Origin of the sequence: Campylobacter concisus, assembly GCF_002912895.1 — a bacterium.
GTDB lineage: Bacteria > Campylobacterota > Campylobacteria > Campylobacterales > Campylobacteraceae > Campylobacter_A > Campylobacter_A concisus_G.
On the sequence record NZ_POZX01000039.1, the window covers coordinates 12,745 to 34,046 of the forward strand.

Sequence of the window (21,302 nt, forward strand, 5' to 3'; positions counted from 1 at the left end):
ATTCACTCCTACAAGAGCGATCTTATAGCACTTTCAAGTACGCTTTTTGGTGTAAGACCGATAAATTTTGATCGCATCTTACCATCTTTATCAAAAAAATAGATAACTGGCACGCCCATGACACCACCAACTGCCTTACTAAAGTAATCAACTGAAACTTTATCGCTCGTAGTTTTAAAGGTGATGTTGTGCTCTTTTAAAAGCTCAATATCTTTATCAAAGCCTTTACTAGGTCCTAAAACACCAATGAATTGAACCTCTTTACCATACTCTTTTTCAAGTGTATTTAGATCAGGTATAGCGGCCTTGCACACTCCGCAGTCCGTACCAAAGAAAAATAGCATATATGGCTTATCGCCTATCTTTAGCCTCTTTTCTGTTGGAAAAAACTGCGTATCAATGCCGCTTGAGTCATTTAGCGTAATGTGATGCTTCTCATACTGCTTGACGCAGCCCATAACTAGGGCTGAGACTAGACATAAAAATAAAATTTTATATCTCATTTGGCACCTTTGGGTTTTCAATAGTGCGAATTTTCTCTAGCTTACCATGTCTTAGATAGACGATCTTATCGCCATACTCGCCAAGATCAGGGTTGTGAGTTACTAGAAGTATCGTCTTGCCGTCTTTTCTTAGCTTGCAAAATAGATCAAGTATAACTCTTTCATTTGCTTCATCAAGGTTACCAGTTGGCTCATCTGCTATTAAAATTTCAGGATCGTTTATGAGCGAGCGTGCGATACAAAGGCGTTGTTGCTCACCACCACTTAGCTGACTTGGTCTGTGTGTGAGCCTGTGAGAAAGACCAACTGCCTCAAGCGCCTTTTTAGCATCCTCTTCATCAACTGAGCTGTGATAGTACTGAGCAATCATCACATTTTCAAGTGCGCTAAGATATGGCACTAAGTGAAACTGCTGAAAAATAAGACCGATCTTTTCACGTCTAAATTTAAGTGTATCATCAGCATTTAGATTGCTCGCATCATCGCCACCAAGCATATAAGTACCACTACTTGGAGTATCCATTAGTGAAAGGATATTTACAAGCGTGCTCTTACCACTACCACTTGGCCCCATGACGCTGACCCACTCGCCTTTTTTAACCTCAAAATTTATATCATCAAGTGCTTTAACATCGCCAAAAATTTTACAAATATTTTTTAATTCTAGTGCATTTTGCATATCATTCTCCTCTTAATGTATCTGCCATTTTATTATTAAGTGCCCGTTTGATCGGATAAAATGCTGCGATCGCTGCAAATAAAAGCGATATTATCACAGCTACTGGGATGCTTAAAATTCTAAAATCAATACTAGAATCAAATATCGCATAACCTAAAATTTGAGCTAGTAAATATCCTAAAAATGCACCAACTAATGCTGAGATGAGCGCTGTCACAAATGTCTCAAAGCCAAATAGCTTTAATACATCTTTTTTGCTTGCACCTATGGCTCTTAGAAGTGCGATCTCCTTTGAGCGAGAGAGCAAGATAGCACTAAGCGTTGTGTTTACGCACATTGAAGTAATGAGCAAAATAACAAGGCTAACAAGTGCCATTAATAGCTTTATTTTCTCCAAAATATAGCCCTCAGACTTTGAGACCTTTGCCACTGGTTTTGCAGCTATTTCTTCATTGCTTATAGTCTTTGCTAGCGATGTTATCTCATCAAAGTTACCAAGCACAACAGCTTCAGCATAGTTTATTTTGCCAGCTTTATTTGAAATTTTTTGAGCCAAAGATAGTGACGTGATCAAAAGCGCATCCTCTTTGTCGCCACTTGCGACTACGCCTTTTATCTTTACATTTATACTCTCATTTGAGCCAATGGCACGAATTTCTATATCATCGCCTGCTTTAAAGCCAGCCTGACGAGCAAGATCAACGCCTATTAGCACGTTTTTATCGTCAAAATCGACATTTATCATCGTTCCATCTCTAACATCCAAAAACGGCTTAACCTTTTTTAGATTGCTAAATTTTGTCCCCATGACGATGGCATTTGTTGGACCAATATTTGCCTGAGTAAAGAGATATCCACTCTCACCAAGAAGCTTATCTTTTGGCACTTTAGCGATCATTTCATTGTAAGTTTTTTCACTCATATCATCACTTGTCGCCATATCTTTTGGAGCAAAGATCATATTTGCACCATAAGTTTTTAGCTCGCGTGAGACCTTTGAGTCGATATCAAGATAGACATTGACAAACGCAGCACACACGCATGCTCCAAGTAAGATAGAGATCACGATGACCATCACTCTTGATGAGCCGTTTTTTAAACTTTTATAAATTGTATTGTAAAAGAATTTGCTATTTGCGGTCATATAGCACCTCCGCAGGTAGTAAATTTATGACGTTTCTCATTGGCATTAGCGAGCCAACGACTGAGATGAGTAAGGCAAATGCCACGCTAATTGGCAGCACGATCCATGCTATGCCTATGCCGTGAGAGAAGATGATGTAAGACATCACGTAGCTTAACGCGTATCCTAAAAATGCTCCCGTGATGCCTGCAAAAAAGGCAACCACAAGGCTCTCGCTAGCAAAAAGGGCGTAAATTTCAAAGTTACTTGCGCCTATGGCTTTTAAAAGGCCGATCTCTTTTTTACGGCGGTAAATTTCACTTGTCATTAGCGATGTTATACCGATAGCTGAAACCACAAGAGCGATGATACTAACGATACCCATTAGGCTTTGAATTTTCTTTACGATATTACTCTCAGCGTCGCTTACTTGAAGGCTTGCTTTTGCGCTAACGTTTGGTAAATTTTCTTCTATCTGAAATGCGATCGATCCTGCATAAGCTGAGCAGTACCATTTATCGTACTCTGCGCTATCAAGGTTGTCTAAATTTCTTCTAGCCTTTAGCGATAGGTCGTTTTCTGGGATCGTCATGGCTGAGACCTCAGCTTTTGTGTATGAGCCAGCGTGACCTGAGAGATCGCCAGCAAGTTTGAGCGAGCCTATTAGCTTATGTGCCTCATCGCTTGCCCCTTTTAAGATGCCGACCACGCTAACCTCTTTTGTGCCGTTTTTGCCCACAAGGCTAAGCTTGTCGCCGACTTTTAAATTTTTAGCCTTTGCAAGCTCATCTCCTACTAAAATTTCATCCATGCTCTCATCTTTTGGCCAAGCGCCCTCAACACCCCAAAATCCATACAAGCTCTTAACGCCTGTGCTAAATTCTGGCTCATCTTTTAGTCCGATATTTTTATCAAAATATGTCCCCTCAAAGCTAAACTCATCGCCTTTAGCGTCTTTTACCTTTGTCTCTAAAAACGGAGCAAAAGCAACGATGTTATTTCTCCAAAAGATCTCTTTTATCTTGTAGATATCCACTTCTGGGAGTAAATTTTGTGATTTTAGTGGGGTGAAATTTTTACCCTCGATCTCGATGCTTAGGCTCTCACCGCGTGGTAAAACGACGATATTTGAGCCATAACCTCTAAGCTCGCTTGCCACTTGATCGCCGATTTTTAGCGTGATATTTAGCATGCAAGCTATCAAAAGAGCAGCTAGCAAGATGGTGATAAACGCCATCGTCTTTTGCACCTTTGAGCCCGTGATCGAGCTTTTTATCATTCTTAGTTGCATATTTTTCATTTTAACGTTCCATTTGTTTCTACATATTTTTCTGGATTTGCTTCAAATTTCGCCTGAGTTTCGTTGCTCTCAAAGAAATATGTGCGTCCGTAGTATAAATATGATCTTGAATCAAGATTGCTCACCTTTTTGCGACTAACTGGGTCAAGCACCATCTTTTCGACGACCTTGCTAAAGTAGTTTGCCCCTGCGACGATCGTTTTGTAATCAACTATGATATTTTTACCATCAAAGGTAAATGCCATAGGGATCGGGTTACAACCACCCTCTTTACCAACTGACGGCAAGAAAATTCTGACGTTACAAGAGATGCAGATAAGATCGTTTCCTTTCTTGATATAGCCCATGTCGCCGCAGATCATGCACGAGTCAAATACGATGACTGGAGATGGGCGGTCGCTAAAACGGTTTAGCAAGAAAAATCTTATCTGCTTACCCTCATCTGTGATGTAGGCAAATCTGTGAAGTTCATTATCTTTTAACATATCAACATCAAATATAAATTTATCTCCCACTGGCTCAACCAAGAGTGGCTCTGAAATTTGAGGTGGGCGAGATGCGTAAAGATCAAAATAAAGTGAAAATCCAAGCGCTATTAAAACGCTGCAAAATGCAAATTTTGCATTGTCGAAGACATTTTCTCTAATGGCTTTTGTAAAGCGGTATTTGATAGAGCCAAACGTGCTTTTATCGATACTCTTTGGCACAAAGCAAAGCGCGATGATGCATAAAAGAAGGATCACTGCTATATAAAAATAGGCACTAAATTCTGTGACATAGATGCCTTTTGCGCTGATAGATAAAATGTGAGAATTTAGCTCGCTACTTATCTTTAAAGCGCCTGCACGTAAAAGCTCAAGTGCAGTTTGTGAGCTTCTATCAACTAGTAAAAATACTAATGTGATAAGAGCTAAAATTTTAGCTATTGATGATGGTATGCTTGCTTTTAAATTTGAAATGAAGAAAAATAAAAATAGTATCAAGATCATCGCAAAGATCATCAAAAAGAAGCTTATGACTGAAAGCGTGTCAAGCAGTTCGCCACCAAATAACGGGAACAAAGCGCTACTTGAGCTATAGCCAAAGCCAAAGCCGATGCCTAAAATAGAAAACGTTACGATTTTTGCTATCTTAAGCTCGAAAAATATCCATAAAATGCTAATTAGTAAAAAAACTAGTGTCACAGAATCTATGAAAATTTTAAACTGATCATCAACAAGCGCATGACGAGCAGCTTTAAAGATAAGCACACCAGCAACAACGCCAAGAAATGACGGTAAAAAGATCGTTTTTAAACTTTTGCCATTGTTATTTAAGGCAGCAAAAAGCGTAAATCCAAGGAGGGCTAAAAAGACCTGATAGAAGTAAATTGACATAACTAAACCCTATGAGAATTTTTAAAAAGGGGCGAGAACGCCCCAAAGTGACTATTTAACAGGACCACCTGTCCATTGAAATTTATAAGTTGTTGTGAAAGGCTCAAACCATTTACCAACACCAGTCTCTTTGTCAGCGTGGCGACCAAAGCCTTGTTTTTCTGGATTGTCGATGTGGAATTTAAGCTCATAGTTACCAACACCTGTATCCATTTTTACGTTAGCGCCGTAGTGTGGGCCATCGCTTGCAACCATTGGCATAAATGTACCTTTTTTAGTTTTACCATTATCAAGGTTTTTTAGCTCATAGTTGATCTTTAGATATGGGATCCACTCGCCTTCGCCAAAGCCGTTTTTGTTGCCTTTTACAGCGTGGATGTCAGCTTCTAGGTGAAGATCAGCTAAGCTTGGAGCTAGATCAACGCCTTTTGGCTCCATGTCGATTGGCTCAAGATAAACAGCAGCTATCTCCATACCATTAGCCTCTACAGGCTCGCCGATTGGGTGCTCTCCAGCAAGTGCAAAACCAGCTGCTAGGCTAAGTGCTAGAGCTGAACTAAGAATTTTATTCATTTCCTCTCCTTTTAATAAGATTAGTTTTTATTTTGTTTTGATTTCATAATAACGATGCCTATAATTAGGGCAAGCACCATAATGATTTGAGGCACTAAGCTCTCGTAATATGGCTGAAGTCCTAGCCAGTCTCTCATCCAGTCAGGGAAGCTAAGTCCTTTTATGATAGTTGGGATGAAAATTTTACCTTCAACTAGTTCGCCAACACCCTTGCCAACAAAGACGATCGACATATAAAAGATAATAGCTGACGTAAATATAAAAAATGGTTTAATAGGAATTTTAACAGCAAAAATTTTAAATAAGAAATAGACTATTAAAAGAACGACAAGTCCTATCACAAAGCCAGCTGCAATCATCGAGTAACCAGCTGAATCTTTAGCTCCAAAAATAAGTGCCTGATAAAATAGTACAGTTTCAGCACCCTCTCTAAATACTGCTAAAAATACAGTCCACCAAAGCGCTGTACTTGAGCCACTTGAGATAGACTCAGATACATGTGATTTGATGTAGTCGTTCCATTTTTTAGCGCCAGCATTTGAAAGAAGCCAGAAACCAACATAAAATAGAAGTCCCACTGCAACAAGCATTGTGATGCCTTCCATAAGCTCTCTTTTTTGACCTGCTGCCTCGCCAAAGATGACGTTCATGATCCACGCCATAACAAAGCTTAAGATGACAGCCACGCCAACTGAGCTATATACTACCTTACCCATAGATTTTGCATTGCCAGTTTTTACAAGATATGCAACGACGGCTGCAACGATGATAAGAGCCTCAAAACCCTCTCTTAAGATGATAGTTAGTGCCCAGATAAATAGCGTCCAAGGTGAGCTTGAACCGCTAGTTTTCTCAAGTGCAGCTGCTAGCTGAGATGACATCTTGCTTGCACTCTCTTCAAGTGTTTTTTCGTCTGCACCTGATTTCATAAGGGCTACAAGGTTACCAAATGTAGCTTCGATAGCTGTTTTTAAATTTACATCTATCGCACCTACTTTGTTCTCCATGCCGCTACCTTCAAACTCATCAAAGTAGATGTCTTGGATATCGCCCATAGCTTTAGCACTATTGCCACCTTTGTAAAGCGCGATGGCTGCTTGAATTTTGTCATTTATGTTTTTAACAGTTTGAGTGTAGTCTGTGCCACTATCTTCGCTGCTATCGCTAGATACTGCACTGCTCATATCAACTTTTGCTAGTTTTACTGTTTCAGCTGGAAGTTTTGCAACGGCATCATAAGCTAACTTTTTGATCTCTTCTAGCTTTGCTTTAAAGTCATCTTTGCTTATGCCATTTGTGATGCCACTGATCGCTTCACCCATCTTTCTTTGGATGTCAGCATCTATGCTTTTGCCATTTTCTATATATTGGCGAACGGCGATTTCAAGTTGAGTGTTTCTATAATCATTAAATTTAGCATCTTGGATAGAATTTTTAGCATCATCTTGTTTATCGCCCTCGTAGCTTGCTATAGCTTTATCTAGAGCAGCTGATAAATTTTCAAATGCCACCTTCCACTCAGGGATAAATTTAGAAGTGTCATAGCCACTTGCAGCAGCTTGTGCTGGGCTGTCTGAGTACTCACCAACAAGCTTATGTCCATTTAAAATAACTGGCAAAACTTCAGCGATTTCGCTATTTATCTGATCTATTCTTTTTTGCACATCATCTGGTGCTTCGCCAGCTTTTATCGCCTTTCTGATCTCGCCAAACTGCTTCTCCATAGAGTAAGCTTTTTTCTGACCTAAATTTATTCTGATGCCAGCTTCGACATCTTCAAACAGACCAAAATAAGCATTTTGAGTGTCGGCTACGGCTTGCTCGACATTGCCAGCTTTATACTCAGTCATCACTTTTTGCAAAGACTCTTTTATCTGAGCAGCTACTTGCTCGTAGTCTTCGTTTCTTGCCATTAGCCAAACTGGCAACAACATAATAAGCATAAATTTGATAAATTTACTCATTAATTAAACCACCTGTAAAATATATTTTGCTGGAATATTATCAATCTTTTACTTTGATTAAAATAAAAACGATTATCATAAAATAGTCCAAATTGAAATAATAAATAATTTTTAGAAATTTATCTAACGTGAATCTAAAAATTTGTGTTAAAAATGTAAGAATAGCTTTATAAAAAGAGTAATAAATGAAATTTTAAAATTGCAAATATAGTTTAAAAATTTATATGAACTATAAAAAATTTAAAGGAGAGCAAAGTGCCCTCCTTTAAACATCAGACTTTTAGTCCTGTATTTCTTAGCATAACGCGTTTGCGGTATACATTTGACACATCGGCTGCATCACCAACTAAAAGTGCATTTGTAGCACAAACTGCCGCACACATAGGCACTTTGCCTTCAGCCATTCTATTTTGGCCATAAAGCTCTCTCTCTTCGTGTGAGTTTGTTGGCTCTGGACCACCTGCACACATAGTACATTTATCCATTACACCTTTTACGCCAAATGCTCCATCTTTAGGGAACTGTGGTGCACCAAATGGACAAGCATATAGGCAGTATCCACAGCCTATGCATTTATCTTTATCGTGAAGCACGATACCATCAGCTCTAATATAGAAGCAATCTACTGGACAAACTTGCTCACAAGGTGCATCAGTACAGTGTTGACATGCGATGGTAGTTGAGACCTCTTTACCCTCTATACCATCATGAAGTGTAATGACCTTTCTTCTATAAATTCCCACCGGAAGCTCATGAGCAGAAGAGCAAGCTACTTGACACCCATAACAACTAATACATCTATTAGTATCTACGAAAAATTTCATTCTTGCCATTTTATCTCTCCTTACTCTTTACCAGTGGCGTCTCTCTCGCCATACTCATGGAAAAACGATTTTGCAAATTTATCTTCTTCAGCCCTTTCTATGCGACATAGGCCCGCGTTAAACTCTGATATTTGAGTAACAGGGTCAAATCCGTAGTTTGTGATCGTGTTGGAGCTCTCGCCGATAACATAAGGTTTAGTGCCCTCTGGATAGCGATCTGAAAGATCAACACCTTGCATAACACCAGCAAAGTTGTAAGGCATACAAATTCTATCTGGAGTTACCATATAGCTGTGATAACATCTTACTTTAATCTTTGTACCTTGTGGACTGTGGATCCACATCATGTCGCGGTCTTTTATTCCGTGTTTTAGAGCAAGCTCAGGGTGAACGTTAGCAAACATCTCAGGTGTAATAGCTGAGAGATATTTACTCGTTCTTTCAATCATACCAGCACCACTTAGGTTTACGACGCGCTGAGTACTAAACACGATAGGGAACTCTTTTGACCAGTCTTTTGCTTGTTGCTCTGACTTAAATCTTGTAGAAACACGGAAATTTCTAGCCTGATCATCAAATGTCGGATACTTTTGGACAAGATCCCAGCGTGGCGAGTGGATAGGCTCTCTATGTTTTGGGATAGGATCAAGAAATTCCCAAACGATAGCTCTAGCCCTTGCGTTACCATACGGCACTACGCCTTTTTCACGGCATTTTTCAAAGATAATACCACTATAATCCATGCTCCAGCTTGGTCCCATCTTAGCTTTCTCTTCTTCAGTTAGAGTTATGCCTAAGACTTTTTCTATATTCTCTTTTGTGATTTGTGGGTAGCCACCTTTTATAGCTGAGCCAACAAGTGTACTCTCTTCGCTAGCTAGCTGGCTAACGCCGTTATGCTCTAGTCCAAAGCGGTTTCTAAAGCCAGAGCCACCCTCTGCGTAAGGCTTGCTCATATCGTAAAGTATCGGTGTGCCAGGGTGTTTATCATCCCATGCTGGCCATGGCTTGCCGTAGTACTCGCCTTTTACTTCGCCACCAAGACCTATTAGCGTATCTGGGTCAAATTTATCCCAGTTTGCTTGGTGACGTCTAAACATCTCAGCAGTTCTGCCGCCATAGCCGATAGAATTTCCAACCCTTGCTATCTCATTTGTCGCATCATCTGGCCATACAAAGTCATCTTTAACTTGTTTTAGCTCTCTATCTACAACAGCCATCTTCATGCCTTTTACATATTCATCGTAAAAGCCAAATTTCTTAGCAAATGCAAACATTACTTCGTGATCGCCCTTGCTCTCATAAAGTGGATCAACGACTTTTGTTCTCCACTGACCTGAGCGGTTTGTAGCGTTTAGGTGACCTTCGTTTTCAAAGGCAGTTGCCACTGGCAAGATATAAACGCCATCTTTTCTATCTGAAAGGATAGAAATTTCATTTACAAATGGCTCAGCAACTACGATCATATCTAGTTTTGAAGCCGCTTCTTGAATTTTAGCTAGGTGCGCCATAGATGTAAGGCCAGTTCCTTGAACCCAAAGAACTCTTAACGCGCCACTGCTAAAGGTATTTTCCTCTTTTAAGACGCCTTGCCACCATTTTGAAAGTGACCAGCCTTTTTCATTTCTCCAGTTTCTATCCTCTGGATTTTTAGGATCGTGGTAGTAATACTCTTCAAAAACAGTGTTTTTAACTGGTGTGCCGCCTTGTTTTGGCTCTTTGGTTGAGACTGCAAAGCGTTTTACAAACTCGTCATAATCAACGCCCCAGCCTTGGCAGTAGTACTTCCAAGCCGCGTCAGTTAGTCCGTAATACATCGGCAAGCTATCTGAGAGGTTACACATATCGGTTGAGCCTTGAACGTTGTCGTGACCACGGATGATGTTACAGCCGCCACCTGGTTTGCCCATGTTGCCTAGGATTAGTTGCAAAATAGGTAAAATTCTCGTATTTGAGCTACCAACTGAGTGCTGTGTGATACCAAGTGCCCAGATCACCGTGCCTGGTTTTGTGTGAGCTAGGATATTTGCAGCCTCTATCAGCTTATCAACTGGCACGCCTGTAACGTCAGATGTGACCTCTGGTGTCCAGTGCTCAGCCTCTTTTGCTATCTCATCGATGCCGTAAGTTCTATTTTTTATAAATTCTTTATCTTCCCAGCCATTTTTTAAGATGATGTGGATAAGTCCATAAACAAGTGCTATATCAGTGCCTGATCTTTGTCTTAGGTATAGATCAGCATGAGCGGCTGATTTTGTAAAGTTTGGATCAGCTACGATCACCTTTGCGTTGTTTCTATCTTTTGCTTGCAAAGTGTGCTTCATACCGCCAACTGGATTTGCCACAGCGGGATTTGCACCTATTATAAATATACATTTTGAATTTGCAGCCATATCTCCAAAGTGGTTTGTCATCGCGCCATAACCCCAAGTATTCGCCACACCGGCGACTGTTGCGCTATGTCAAATTCTTGCTACGTGGTCGTTACTGTTTGTGCCCCAAAACGCAGCAAATTTTCTAAAGTAATATGCTTGCTCGTTGTTAAATTTCGCAGATCCTAAGAAAACAACACTATCAGGGCCATCTTCTTTGCGGATCTGAAGCATCTTATCGCCGATCTCATTTACAGCTTGATCCCATGAAATTCTTTGCCATTTACCATCAACTTTTTTCATAGGATATTTAATACGTTGTTTGCTGTGTGTAAGGTCGATCTGATCGATACCTTTTGAGCAGTGTGAGCCCTGAGATATCGGATGATGCATCGCCATATCTTGACGAACCCAAACACCATCTTTTACCTCAGCCTCGATACCACAGCCTGCTGAGCAAATAGAACAAATCGTTCTAACCTTTTTTGAGCCAGGGAAAGGATTTTTTATCTCCTCATCACTTGCTTTTCTTATCGTTTCATTTTCTCCAAAAGCCATTGTGCTTCCAGCACCAAGTGCGGCTAGCTTTAAAAATGAACGTCTTCCTATACGTGCATCACTCATGGTTTTCTCCCTTAGTAAGCGATTTTATAGTAGGTTTCCCAGTTCTTGCTTTTTTTATAAAGCACCTCTTTTTTGTTTGACTTGCCAACGACGACACCATTGTCATCAGGGGCTAAGTCGTCACTAGTCACTTTTGCTACGGCTGAGACTGCTAGTACACCGCCGGCAGCACCGACTTTTAGAGATTTTTTTAGAAAATCTCTTCTTGATCCTTGCATTTTTTCTCCTTAGCTCTCAAACTTAAAAATTTGAGAATTTGGTTTGATTGGTCTTGATGATTTGCAACTTTAGAAATTCTAAAATATTGCAAGGCCTATTTCAGGGCTTTTTATAGCCTAGATTTAAACTCTGCAAATTTAGCATAATTGCAAGATAATCAAAGTAAATATAAAGCTTTAATTAAATATGTTAAGTTATTGTTAAAAATATAAGAAAATATATTTAATATTTTAACTTTTATGAATTTTGAGAGAAAGGCTAATTTAAAGTATAAATTCTAGGGAGAGCTCCCTAGAAAAGATTATTTTAAATCACTTTTATTTATTATAAATGGCACTGATCTAACGCCAGCTGAGAAATATTTTTTACGTAAAGTATCGATCTTGTCGCTCTCTTCTTTGCTAACATTTTTTTCATCCACGTTATAATCTTCAGAAAAATACTTTCTTAAAATTTTAACCTTATCGCTATCACTTTTTGCATTTTTTATATCTTTATAGATCAAAGCACTTTTTTGCAAAGATGATAGTTCATGCACTGGAGTTAGGATGATTTCAACGTTATTGTCTTTTAATGTCGTTTCGATCTTTGCTAGCTCGGCTCTACAATATGGGCATTCAGGATCTGAAAACATGATAAGAGTTGGCTTTTTGCTATCATTGCCAAGAGTTATAACATTTGCCTTGTCTTCATTTTTATAAATTTTAGCTAGTGATTTTACTAAATCAAGTGCTGCTTTTTCTGCGATTACCTTTTTTTCTTCAGCCAAATAAGACTTTTGCTCCTTTAAATTTACAACATCAGGAAACATAAGATCGCCCTTAACAAAAGTCACATCTTCTTGAGACATATCTCCTTTGCTAAATTTTAAGCTTACTTTTTCTATATCATCTAAAATTTTAGTGCGTTCTACGACTTTTACATTAACATCATCGATATTTTGATTTTTAAAAACTTCTGAGTAAAAATCTTCTATTTGCTTATCGCTTGCTGCCATTAGGCTAGTTGCCGCTATTATTGAGGCTAAAACCACTTTTTTCATTTTTTTCCTTTTTAAAAATTTGGCGGATTATATTTGCTTTTTGTAAATGAATACTAACCACGAAAGACTCTATCATTTCCTTGCTTCATTATGTCACTCTCAAGGTCAAGTTGCTCAAGATAAGCGATTACATATTTTCTACTTAAATTTAGTGCATCCTTGGCGTTTGTGACATTTACAAAACCTTGATTTTTGATGATCTCTCTTAGCTTATCAAGTGCTATTTTTAGCGAATTTCTAGTGATAAAAAGATTATGCTCCAGCCTTACAACTCTGCCCATTGCAGTTAGCTTTTTAAGGGCATTATCACCACTTAACCTATCTATTTCTAGCTCATCATATATATTATAAGGTGCTGTTGGAGCTAGCTTTCCGCTTTCTAAAATTTCATAAATTTTCTCTTCAAGCCTTACTTTTAGTTTGCTTATATCAACGCCTTTTTTTGTATAGACGCCATCATTTTTAGAGATTAAGTTTATACTTTCAAGCTCATCAAGTGCTTTTTGAGCCAAATTTTGACTAGCCCAAGCAAGCTTTAGGCTTATACTTTGAGCTGAGAAAACGGCAAATTCATTTTTCTCTATCATAAATTTAACCACAGATTTTATCCGCTCAATCGCGCTTAGATCGTAGATATTTAAAGCTTTTTCATCGACAAAGACGTTTGAGACTTTTTTAGCCACATCTACGGCCTCTTCGTGACTCAAACCAAATCTTTGATAAGAAGAGATGATGCCAAAGCCATTTTTGTGAGCCTCTTTTAAGATAGAAAAAGCTTCTACAAAATCATGCTTTAAAAGTGCAGCCAAAAAGAGAATTTTGCCAGCTTTTTTTAGTGGCTCAAGCACAGGATTTAGCACTCTGCCACCGCCTATCACGTGTGCATCTGAGATAAGCACAAATGCCTCGTCAAATTTCAAAAACATATCGCTTTGAAATTTAAAGGTAACAAAGTAACTATCATCTTTTTGGCTAAGGATTAGCACCTTTGCAGGCACATTTTTAGCTCCTACGCAAAAGGTTACGCTTTGCGAGTGAATGAGATTTTTAGCAGTTACGACCGCATCAACCTCTCTAAATCCCCTAAAGAAGCCTTTTTTGCTAAGCAGCTGTCCCTTTTTTAGCTCATTAAGCTCCACGCCTGTCAAATTTAATGCCGCTCGGCTACTCACACCTGCTTTTTCCACAAATTCATCATGGCTTTGCACGCTTCTTACTAGCACCTCTTTGCCAGCGTCATAGTTAAAAAGCTTCTCGTTTTTGCTAACGCTTCCCTCTATCACGGTGCCAGTTACGACATTTCCGATACCTTTTAGGCTAAAAACCCTATCAATGTAGTATCTAAAAACGCCGTCTTCATCGCGTTTTTTAGCTCTTAGCGTAAAGAGGTAGTTTCTAAGCTCATCGATGCTTGCCTTATCCTTTATACTAACGGTAAAAATTTCTAAAATTTGTAGGTTTTTAAATTTAGAAATTTCATCTGTTATCTCTTTTTTTCTTAAATTTATAGTCGCTTCATCTACGAGGTCACACTTAGTAAGTGCCACGATCAAAGACTTCACACCAAGAAGATTTAAAATTTCAAGGTGCTCCAAGCTTTGAGGCATAAGGCCGTCATTTGCTGCCACCATAAATAAACACGCATCAAAGCCATACGCGCCACTTATCATCGTTTTTATGAGATTTTCATGCCCAGGCACGTCGATAAAGGCGATATTTTCATCATTTTTACTTAAATTTGAAAAGCTTAGATCGATCGTTATGCCACGCTTTTTCTCCTCTTCAAGATTATCCCCCTCAAAGCCGTTTAGCTCCTTTATAAGTGCGGTTTTTCCGTGGTCGATATGCCCTGCTGTTCCTATTATTAAACTCATTTTTCTTCCGTTTCATTTATTATTTTTATTAGTGTCTCTACATCATCATCCAAAAGCGATCTTAGATCAAGCATAAATTTATCATTTTCTATGCGGCCGATCACCTTTTTTTGTCTAAATTTTTGCTCATTTAAAACTGCATCTCCGCTAACCGCCAAAGCCACGCTTGGGATCTTTTTGTTTGGCATCGCCCCACCTCCTACAAAGGTTTGTGTGCGAATGATTTCTAATGACGTTTTTAAATTTTTATTTATAAAATTTGCTAAATTTTCAAGCTCTTTTACACTTTTGTGAAGCAGTTTTTGCGTTGTGATTAGCTCAAATTCTTTGTTTAGATAAGCTTTCATGCTCTCAGCCAAAAGCGAGATGATCACCTTATCAACACGAAGCATTCTTAAAAGCTGGTTCTTCCTAAGTTTTGCTATAAGCTCTTTTTTACCGACAATGATGCCACACTGCACCGTACCAAGGAGCTTATCACCGCTAAAGCTAACTAGCGAAACATCTTTTAAATGCTTTAAGTCTGGCTCATTTTTGTCAAGGTTAAATGGTAAATTTCCGTAAAAACCACTACCAAGATCAAAATAGTCTATTAAATTTTGCTCACACGCCAATTTACTTAGTTTATTTGCTGTAACCTCTTCGCTAAAGCCCACGATGTCAAAATTTGAGCGATGAACCTTTACAAGCATCGCCGTATTTTCGCTAATTGCCTCTTCGTAGTCTTTTAGCTTAGTTTTGTTTGTCGTGCCAACCTCTTTCAAAAAGCAGCCTGCATTTGCCATCACCTCTGGCACTCTAAAGCTACCGCCGATCTCGACTAGCTCGCCTCTGCTAACGATCACTTCTCTGCCCTTTGCAAAGGTGTTTACCACTAAAAACACAGCGCTTGCGTTATTATTTACGACGATGGCATCTTCAAAGCCAAAAGCTCTAGCAATCAGCGAGCCGATATAGTCATATCTGTTGCCACGACTACCCGTTTCTAGGTTGTATTCAAGGTTAGAATATCCTGTAATAACAGGCGTCGCTCGGTTTAAAATTTCTTTATCTATTACACTTCTAGCAAGATTTGTGTGAATGGTCACACCGGTTAAATTTAGCACTCTTTGAAGGCTTGATTCATTAAAATTATGATATTCATTTAGGATTAAATCTATTATTTCTTGCAACGCAAAATTTGCATTTTTATTTAAAATTTTAGCTCTAACTTCATTTAAAATTTGCCTCGCAAGCAATGTGACTAAATTTATATCAAATCCTGAAAATGCTTCGTTTTTTATGATCTTATCAACTTGTGGGATATTTCTTAAATCGTTCAATTTGCGCTCCTAGTAAGTTAGTTTTACCAAGGCGTGATTTTAACATAAAAATATTATAAATTAAAACTTAGAGCAAAAAAAGAGGATATAAATTTCAGAGTCTATTAATCCCATTAATATTAGAATAAGCCCGTTTTTGATAATAGGAGAAACAATGAAAGAATTTGGCTTTTATAACGATTTTGACGATGCCTTGATGCTAAACGAGCAGATAGAGATCAACAACGAAAATGGCGACTATCTAGTCTCAAACTCTCCAAAGCTAAAAGCAAACATCATCGCACCTGAGATAAATTTCTATCTTAAAAATACCGCCGCAAGTGTCTTAGAAAAAGCCAAAAATACCCTTTTACTCTACGAAGCAAGGGCGAGCGCCTTTGATATGGCAAAGGATGTGGATTACGAAAAAGAGGTCGGCAAAAATGTTGTGATAGTAAGCAACTCAGGCCGAGCAGAGCTATCAAATTTACTAAAAGAAAATGGCTACAAAGTGATCGAGCTTACGCATTTTGAAGTTAAATTTATATACGGCGCAGCTGGCGAGCTAAGCGTTTTGGTGCTTAGAGCAAATGACGAATTTGAGGTTGATTGCGACTTTTTCTTGGTTGAAAACGCAAGGGACTATATGCTAAAACAAAGCGGCTGCTACGAAATTTCAGGGCTAAAAGATGAAAAAGTGGTTGAAATTTTAAATGCAAAAAGCCCAAAATTTAGATACAAAAGCTTTACTCAATACGACTCATCAATCTGTCAGTATCACGAGCGCAGGACTGAAATTTGCGGTCGCTGTGCCGAGGTTTGCCCAACGGTTGCTATCTTAAAAGAGGACGCGACAAAGCACCTTATCTTTTCAGCGATCGACTGCACAAACTGCGGAAACTGCATCAGCGTCTGCCCTAGCGGCGCACTCGACTACACGCTAATGCCACAAAGCTCATTTGCCGCTGTGGCAAAGCTTTATAAAGGCAAGATCCCTCTTATCGTGCCTGAGGAGATGAGCCTAGATGAGCTAAGCGTGAGCCTACCAGAAAATGTCCTACCTTTTGCCATCTCAGCCGCCCACTTCTTAAGCCAAACGCACTTTTTGACACTTTTGCAAGAGAGTGGCTCGAGTGTGATTTTATATAGCAAGAGCCTTGGCAAGGGCGAAAAAGACGCTATTAGCATATTAAATCAAATTTATGAGCTTAAATTTAAAGAGAGTGCGATCTACCACGCAAAAGACAAGGCTAGCCTTGAAAATGCGCTTAAAAAGGCTAAACTAATTGATGGCTCACAGCACTCAATGGCAGAATACGCGCTGCCAAAGAGAGAAATTTTTGCCAAAAGGCTTGAGTTTATCGTAGGAGAGAGTGATCTTGGCGTCATAAAAAGCGGCGAGATGATAAGATATGGCGAAGTCACGATAAATGCTGACACCTGTACGCTCTGCCTTAGCTGTGTTGGAGCTTGTAACGTAAGTGCTTTGGTGGCTGATAAAAAGACGAATTCGATTTTATTTAACCCAAGCGTTTGCACCGCCTGCGGCTACTGCGAGCTAAGCTGCGCTGAGAAGAACACCATCTCACTTGAGGTCGGCAAGATCGCTCTTAAGCCTGAATTTTTCGTTTATAGCGAGCTTGCGCATGACGAGCTATTTGCCTGCGTGGAATGCGGAAAAGAGTTTGCGACTAAAAAGGCGGTCGAGAAGATCGCATCGATCATGCAGCCACGTTTTGGCAACGACAGAGCCAAGATCAAGTCACTTTACTGCTGCGCTGACTGCAAGGCAAAGATCATGGTGCAAGCCCAGCTAAATGCGATGAAAGAGGATTTATTAAATGGATAAAAACATCATAAAAGCAAGGTCATATTTTTACGAATTTTTGGCATATCCACTCTTTTTTCACACCAGTGATGATGGATTTGCTAGGTGGAAGGAGCAGCTTAGCTACCTAGCGCAAAATCCTTTGAGCAAGCAAAGCGCAGAGGCGTTTGCAAATTTAGATAAATTTAGCTTTGATGAGCTTACAAGCGAGCAAAATGACGTTCTTTTTGGCTTTACAAATATCCCTTTAAGCGCCTCATTTTATGAAGAGGGTAGAGATAACGGCGCGGCTAGACTTAGGGTGATACACTGCCTAAAGCTTAGCCCATATAGGCGTGATAAGGAACTTTGCAAGGATAGCGAGGACTATGTTGGCTTTATATTTTTAGCGATGGCAACATTTTTAAGTGATGAATTTAACGGCGCGAAAAATATCAGTGACAAGCTCTTTGGCGAGACTTTAAATTTATTTATAGATGAGTTTGGCTCGCTACTTTTGGCTCATAAAAATGCAAATTTCTTCCGCTCCTATGCGCTCATCTTAAAAGACTTCATCGAGCTTGAAAGAGCCGTTTTAAGCCTAGAAGCACCAGCCAAGCCACAAGGCGATAGCGTCGCGGTTGCTGCGCTTAAAAAAGAGCCTTATCAAAGCAAGATGCCAACTATTAAAACCAAACTTCATTGGGAAGAATTTTCTCCAGTCATCTCACACGAGTTTAAAGACTAGCTTAAATTTACTCTTAGCCAAGCTAGGAGTAAATTTAACATCCGCTTAAATTTGTTATCTTGATATTTTATAATTATTAGCAATTTGGCGTTAATCTTCTTTAAATTTTTTACAAAGGACTTACAATGGTAATGACACACTACATGGAGCTTTTATCGCTCAATCAACCTTACAATCTAATCCTCTTCATGGTGATACCTGTGGGGCTTACGGAGCTTTTAGTGGCGATGGAGTTTCTCACTATGTATCACATGGATAGCGGTAAAAATGCTGGCTATAAGGCTGTTGGCAAATTTGCTGGCATAGTGCTTGGGGTCTATTTTACAGCTCTTGTGATCTATTTTATGGCAAAAATTTATCCAAGTATAAAATGGCGTGGATATGCCGATGTCATCGCTGTCTACTCATATCTCATCAGCGTCATACCACTTCTTGGCATCGCGCTTTTAGAGCTAAATTTGATCTACAAAAACGCAAGCGAAAAGGCAAAGCTAAAGCTTCACTTTTTCCTACTCATATTTGCCTTGATCGTCGCACACGTCGCAATGATATTTGGCATGGTTGATCCTACCATAACTGGCTACAAGGCTGAAAACGGTGAGATGGGTATGCATATGAATATGCCAATGAACATGCCAGCAGATATGCCAATGCACGATCACCACAAGATGATGCAAAATATGGGTGAGATGCATATGAATATGATGATGCAAAATATGAGTGATGATAACTCAACTAATATGCACATGCATCACTAAATTTTATAGCTTCTTGGCAGCTGCTAAGAAGCTATAAAAATTTAATTCTTTTTGCTACTTTTAATAGTCTATTTTCCTTAAAAAATTTTCTGAGTGATTTTTGCTCTTTTGGGCCCATTTTGTAGCTTATAAATTTCAAATACCACTTGATATCTTGCTCGCTTATGTCGCGACTTTTAGCGTACTTAGCCAAGATATAGTTTGGGATCTTTACATTTTTTTGCAAAAATTTTGCGACCAGTTTTTTGTAAAACGAGCCATTTTTTACGTAAGAAAATCTACCAAAAACAAATGGCAAATTTGTCTTTTCATACCAAATTTTACCAAGGTCATAAAAGCACTCTTTGCCCTCGCTTAAGTATGCCTTTAGCGCCCTGTCGCCTATGATCACCTCTCCATTTAGTTTAAGCACCTTGGCTAGGGCGTTTGAGCTAGCTGAGGCAGGATCTGGCTTTGGGGCTGAGTTTTTGCGAACAAGCACGCTTTTTACATCTTTTTTGGCGACTATTCCAAAATTTAGCTTCTTTAAATTTGCCTTTTTGCTTGCTATGCTTGAGATAACTGCAGCATCGATCTTTCTGGCATTTAGGGCTCTATTTAGCTTGCTTGGCACGCCCTTTTTAAACTCGATCGCCTTTTTTATCTGAGAGCTTAGTGGGGCTGATTTTAAAAATACGTGAAATGGGAGTAAATTTAGATAATCAATCTTTCCAAATATCATTTTTCATCTTTTACAAGCTTAAATTTAACTAGCTCATTTTCGTTGCAAACGTCGCTAAATAGCTGGGTTAAGCTCTCTTTTATGGCACCATCTAAAACATTTTCGTTTTTTAGCTTTATAAGCGTTGGCTCATTTATCTCACAAAGGCAGTCAAAGAGCGCGTCTAAATTTTTGCCGTAGTACTCTGGCAGGTCAAATTTCTTAGCAAAATACTCATGCATCTTCTCTTTTTCAGCCATCTTTTTGGCATCTAAGATCACGCTTTTCATTGCATCCTCTTCTCATAAAGCAGGTAAAAATGCTCGTAGTGATCGGGCGTGTAGTAGATAAGCCCGTCGTTTGAGTATAAAATTCTCTCAGCGTCGCGCCTGCCACCATTATAATTTACATCGCACTCAAACCACTTTCTGCCATCAGCCTCAGGTAGCCTCTTTTCTCTGTTTGAAAATCTATCTCCGCCAATGCTTTTGCCGCCGCTTATCTGCCATAAATTTCCGCTTTTTGCGTCCCAGCCAAGTTCGAGTGCCTCTTTTTTGGTTATGAAATTCTTTGGTAGCTTGTTAAATTTATAGATATAAAGTGCGACCTCATCTTTTGAGGTGTATGAGCCGTTTTCTGCGAGGCTCTGGCTCTTTTGTCCCTCTTTATTAAGCTGCTCAAGTAAAATTTGAGCGTTTTTGTTTGCCTCGCCGCCCTCTTTTGAAAAGAAGAAGGTGCCAACGATGATAGCAATGACAAAGGCGACTAGAGCTGGCAAAAGTCTTTTGTTCAAATTTAGCCCTTAAAGAGTGTTAAAAACTCTATCGCCAGCGTCACCAAGGCCTGGAACGATGTAGTTTTTCTCATTTAGTTTCTCATCGATCGATGCCGTATAGACCTCAACGTCTGGGTAAATTTCACTAAATCTCTTTAGCCCCTCAGGTGCAGCGATGATAGAGATAAATTTGATCTCTTTAACGCCCTTTTCACGCAAGAACTTAACCGCGTCTATCGCCGTGCCGCCAGTCGCAAACATAGGGTCGATGATGATAGCCATGCGCTCTTTTGCGTCTTTTGGAAGCTTTGCATAAAAAAACTCAGCCTGCGCTGTCTCTTCGTTTCGCTGAAAGCCCAAAAAGCCAACGCTCGCATCTGGTATGATGGTAAAGACGCTATCAAGCATGCCAAGAGCAGCCCTTAAAATAGGGCATATCATCACTTTTGTAGTAAGCCTCTTTGCGTCTGCCACCGCAACTGGTGTTTGGACTTTGACATCTTTTACCTTTAAATTTCTAGTCGCTTCAAAGATCATAAGGTAGCTGATCTCATCAACTAGCATGCGAAACTGAAAAGGCTGGGTGTTTTTATCACGTAAGATTGTTAATTTATGCTCGATCAATGGGTGTGAGATGAGCTTCACGTTTTGCATTTTTTGTCCTTAAATTTACTGTTTTTACAAGGTTTGTCTTTTACAAAATGCCAAGAGAAGAATTTAGCCCAAAATTTGGGCTAAAT

20 protein-coding genes and 1 pseudogene are annotated in these 21,302 nt (G+C 39.3%); 3 read left to right on the forward strand and 18 right to left on the reverse strand.

The genetic code is table 11. The features are described 5' to 3' along the window. Nucleotides 1-8: 8 nt before the first annotated feature. The 14 genes and pseudogenes from CYP51_RS04760 to selA all read right to left on the reverse strand — a co-directional run bounded on the left by CYP51_RS04760 (nucleotide 9) and on the right by selA (nucleotide 15,795). The gene (locus tag CYP51_RS04760; RefSeq protein ID WP_021090806.1) at nucleotides 9-503 is read right to left on the reverse strand and encodes a TlpA family protein disulfide reductase; all 495 of its coding nucleotides are present in this window, start codon (nucleotides 501-503) and stop codon (nucleotides 9-11) included. Then, nucleotides 493-1,182, reverse strand: a complete 690-nt coding sequence (locus tag CYP51_RS04765; protein ID WP_054196145.1) for an ABC transporter ATP-binding protein — start codon at nucleotides 1,180-1,182, stop codon at nucleotides 493-495. Before CYP51_RS04765 ends, CYP51_RS04760 begins: the two co-directional genes overlap by 11 nt. Nucleotide 1,183: 1 nt before the next feature. Beyond that, entirely contained in the window at nucleotides 1,184-2,326 is a 1,143-nt protein-coding gene (locus CYP51_RS04770; protein ID WP_103624575.1) for an ABC transporter permease, read from the reverse strand. After that, nucleotides 2,313-3,605: an ABC transporter permease gene (locus CYP51_RS04775; protein ID WP_103624576.1), complete on the reverse strand. Its 1,293-nt coding sequence runs from the start codon at nucleotides 3,603-3,605 to the stop codon at nucleotides 2,313-2,315. The genes CYP51_RS04770 and CYP51_RS04775 overlap by 14 nt, the downstream gene beginning before the upstream one ends. After that, on the reverse strand, nucleotides 3,602-4,981 hold the full coding sequence (locus CYP51_RS04780; protein ID WP_103624577.1) for a Fe-S-containing protein: 1,380 nt from the start codon (nucleotides 4,979-4,981) through the stop codon (nucleotides 3,602-3,604). The genes CYP51_RS04775 and CYP51_RS04780 overlap by 4 nt, the downstream gene beginning before the upstream one ends. Nucleotides 4,982-5,032: 51 nt before the next feature. Then, nucleotides 5,033-5,554 (reverse strand): iron transporter, encoded by a 522-nt coding sequence (locus CYP51_RS04785; protein ID WP_009294901.1) that lies wholly within the window; start codon nucleotides 5,552-5,554, stop codon nucleotides 5,033-5,035. 20 nt (nucleotides 5,555-5,574) lie between these two features. Then, on the reverse strand, nucleotides 5,575-7,518 hold the full coding sequence (locus CYP51_RS04790) for an FTR1 family iron permease (RefSeq protein ID WP_103624578.1): 1,944 nt from the start codon (nucleotides 7,516-7,518) through the stop codon (nucleotides 5,575-5,577). A 272-nt stretch (nucleotides 7,519-7,790) separates the two neighbouring features. Then, nucleotides 7,791-8,351 (reverse strand): formate dehydrogenase FDH3 subunit beta, encoded by a 561-nt coding sequence (gene fdh3B, locus CYP51_RS04795; RefSeq protein WP_103624579.1) that lies wholly within the window; start codon nucleotides 8,349-8,351, stop codon nucleotides 7,791-7,793. An 11-nt stretch (nucleotides 8,352-8,362) separates the two neighbouring features. Further along, nucleotides 8,363-11,095: a formate dehydrogenase subunit alpha gene (locus CYP51_RS04800; RefSeq protein WP_258032793.1), complete on the reverse strand. Its 2,733-nt coding sequence runs from the start codon at nucleotides 11,093-11,095 to the stop codon at nucleotides 8,363-8,365. After that, nucleotides 11,078-11,338, reverse strand: a pseudogene (locus CYP51_RS10245) (hypothetical protein); the annotation flags it as partial. The gene CYP51_RS04800 and the pseudogene CYP51_RS10245, both read right to left, overlap by 18 nt. A gap of 11 nt (nucleotides 11,339-11,349) precedes the next feature. Continuing rightward, a complete protein-coding gene (locus tag CYP51_RS04810; RefSeq protein ID WP_009294906.1) occupies nucleotides 11,350-11,556 on the reverse strand; it encodes a twin-arginine translocation signal domain-containing protein in 207 nt (68 codons plus the stop codon). A 302-nt stretch (nucleotides 11,557-11,858) separates the two neighbouring features. After that, the gene (locus CYP51_RS04815) at nucleotides 11,859-12,599 is read right to left on the reverse strand and encodes a thioredoxin domain-containing protein (RefSeq protein ID WP_103624582.1); all 741 of its coding nucleotides are present in this window, start codon (nucleotides 12,597-12,599) and stop codon (nucleotides 11,859-11,861) included. A 53-nt stretch (nucleotides 12,600-12,652) separates the two neighbouring features. Then, nucleotides 12,653-14,473 carry a selenocysteine-specific translation elongation factor gene (gene selB / locus CYP51_RS04820; RefSeq protein ID WP_103624583.1) on the reverse strand — a complete coding sequence of 607 codons (1,821 nt, stop codon included), beginning with the start codon at nucleotides 14,471-14,473 and terminating at the stop codon, nucleotides 12,653-12,655. Then, nucleotides 14,470-15,795 carry an L-seryl-tRNA(Sec) selenium transferase gene (gene selA, locus CYP51_RS04825; protein ID WP_103624584.1) on the reverse strand — a complete coding sequence of 442 codons (1,326 nt, stop codon included), beginning with the start codon at nucleotides 15,793-15,795 and terminating at the stop codon, nucleotides 14,470-14,472. The genes selB and selA overlap by 4 nt, the downstream gene beginning before the upstream one ends. Before the next feature lie 154 nt (nucleotides 15,796-15,949). Between selA and CYP51_RS04830 the strand changes: the two genes are divergently transcribed. From CYP51_RS04830 to CYP51_RS04840, 3 genes are all read left to right on the forward strand, one after another. After that, nucleotides 15,950-17,623: a 4Fe-4S binding protein gene (locus CYP51_RS04830; RefSeq protein WP_103624585.1), complete on the forward strand. Its 1,674-nt coding sequence runs from the start codon at nucleotides 15,950-15,952 to the stop codon at nucleotides 17,621-17,623. Further along, nucleotides 17,616-18,329: a TorD/DmsD family molecular chaperone gene (locus tag CYP51_RS04835; RefSeq protein WP_103583328.1), complete on the forward strand. Its 714-nt coding sequence runs from the start codon at nucleotides 17,616-17,618 to the stop codon at nucleotides 18,327-18,329. Before CYP51_RS04830 ends, CYP51_RS04835 begins: the two co-directional genes overlap by 8 nt. Nucleotides 18,330-18,454: 125 nt before the next feature. Next, the gene (locus CYP51_RS04840) at nucleotides 18,455-19,087 is read left to right on the forward strand and encodes a DUF6803 family protein (RefSeq protein ID WP_072593896.1); all 633 of its coding nucleotides are present in this window, start codon (nucleotides 18,455-18,457) and stop codon (nucleotides 19,085-19,087) included. A 31-nt stretch (nucleotides 19,088-19,118) separates the two neighbouring features. Here the strand turns inward: CYP51_RS04840 and CYP51_RS04845 are convergent, their stop codons facing one another. The 4 genes from CYP51_RS04845 to upp are packed head-to-tail and all read right to left on the reverse strand — an operon-like array spanning nucleotide 19,119 to nucleotide 21,216. Continuing rightward, nucleotides 19,119-19,808: an MqnA/MqnD/SBP family protein gene (locus CYP51_RS04845; RefSeq protein WP_103624586.1), complete on the reverse strand. Its 690-nt coding sequence runs from the start codon at nucleotides 19,806-19,808 to the stop codon at nucleotides 19,119-19,121. Then, nucleotides 19,805-20,077 (reverse strand): barstar family protein, encoded by a 273-nt coding sequence (locus CYP51_RS04850; RefSeq protein ID WP_103624587.1) that lies wholly within the window; start codon nucleotides 20,075-20,077, stop codon nucleotides 19,805-19,807. The genes CYP51_RS04845 and CYP51_RS04850 overlap by 4 nt, the downstream gene beginning before the upstream one ends. Further along, nucleotides 20,074-20,580: a ribonuclease domain-containing protein gene (locus CYP51_RS04855; protein ID WP_103624588.1), complete on the reverse strand. Its 507-nt coding sequence runs from the start codon at nucleotides 20,578-20,580 to the stop codon at nucleotides 20,074-20,076. The genes CYP51_RS04850 and CYP51_RS04855 overlap by 4 nt, the downstream gene beginning before the upstream one ends. Nucleotides 20,581-20,589: 9 nt before the next feature. Continuing rightward, the gene (gene upp / locus CYP51_RS04860; protein WP_004317747.1) at nucleotides 20,590-21,216 is read right to left on the reverse strand and encodes a uracil phosphoribosyltransferase; all 627 of its coding nucleotides are present in this window, start codon (nucleotides 21,214-21,216) and stop codon (nucleotides 20,590-20,592) included. Nucleotides 21,217-21,302 lie beyond the last annotated feature (86 nt).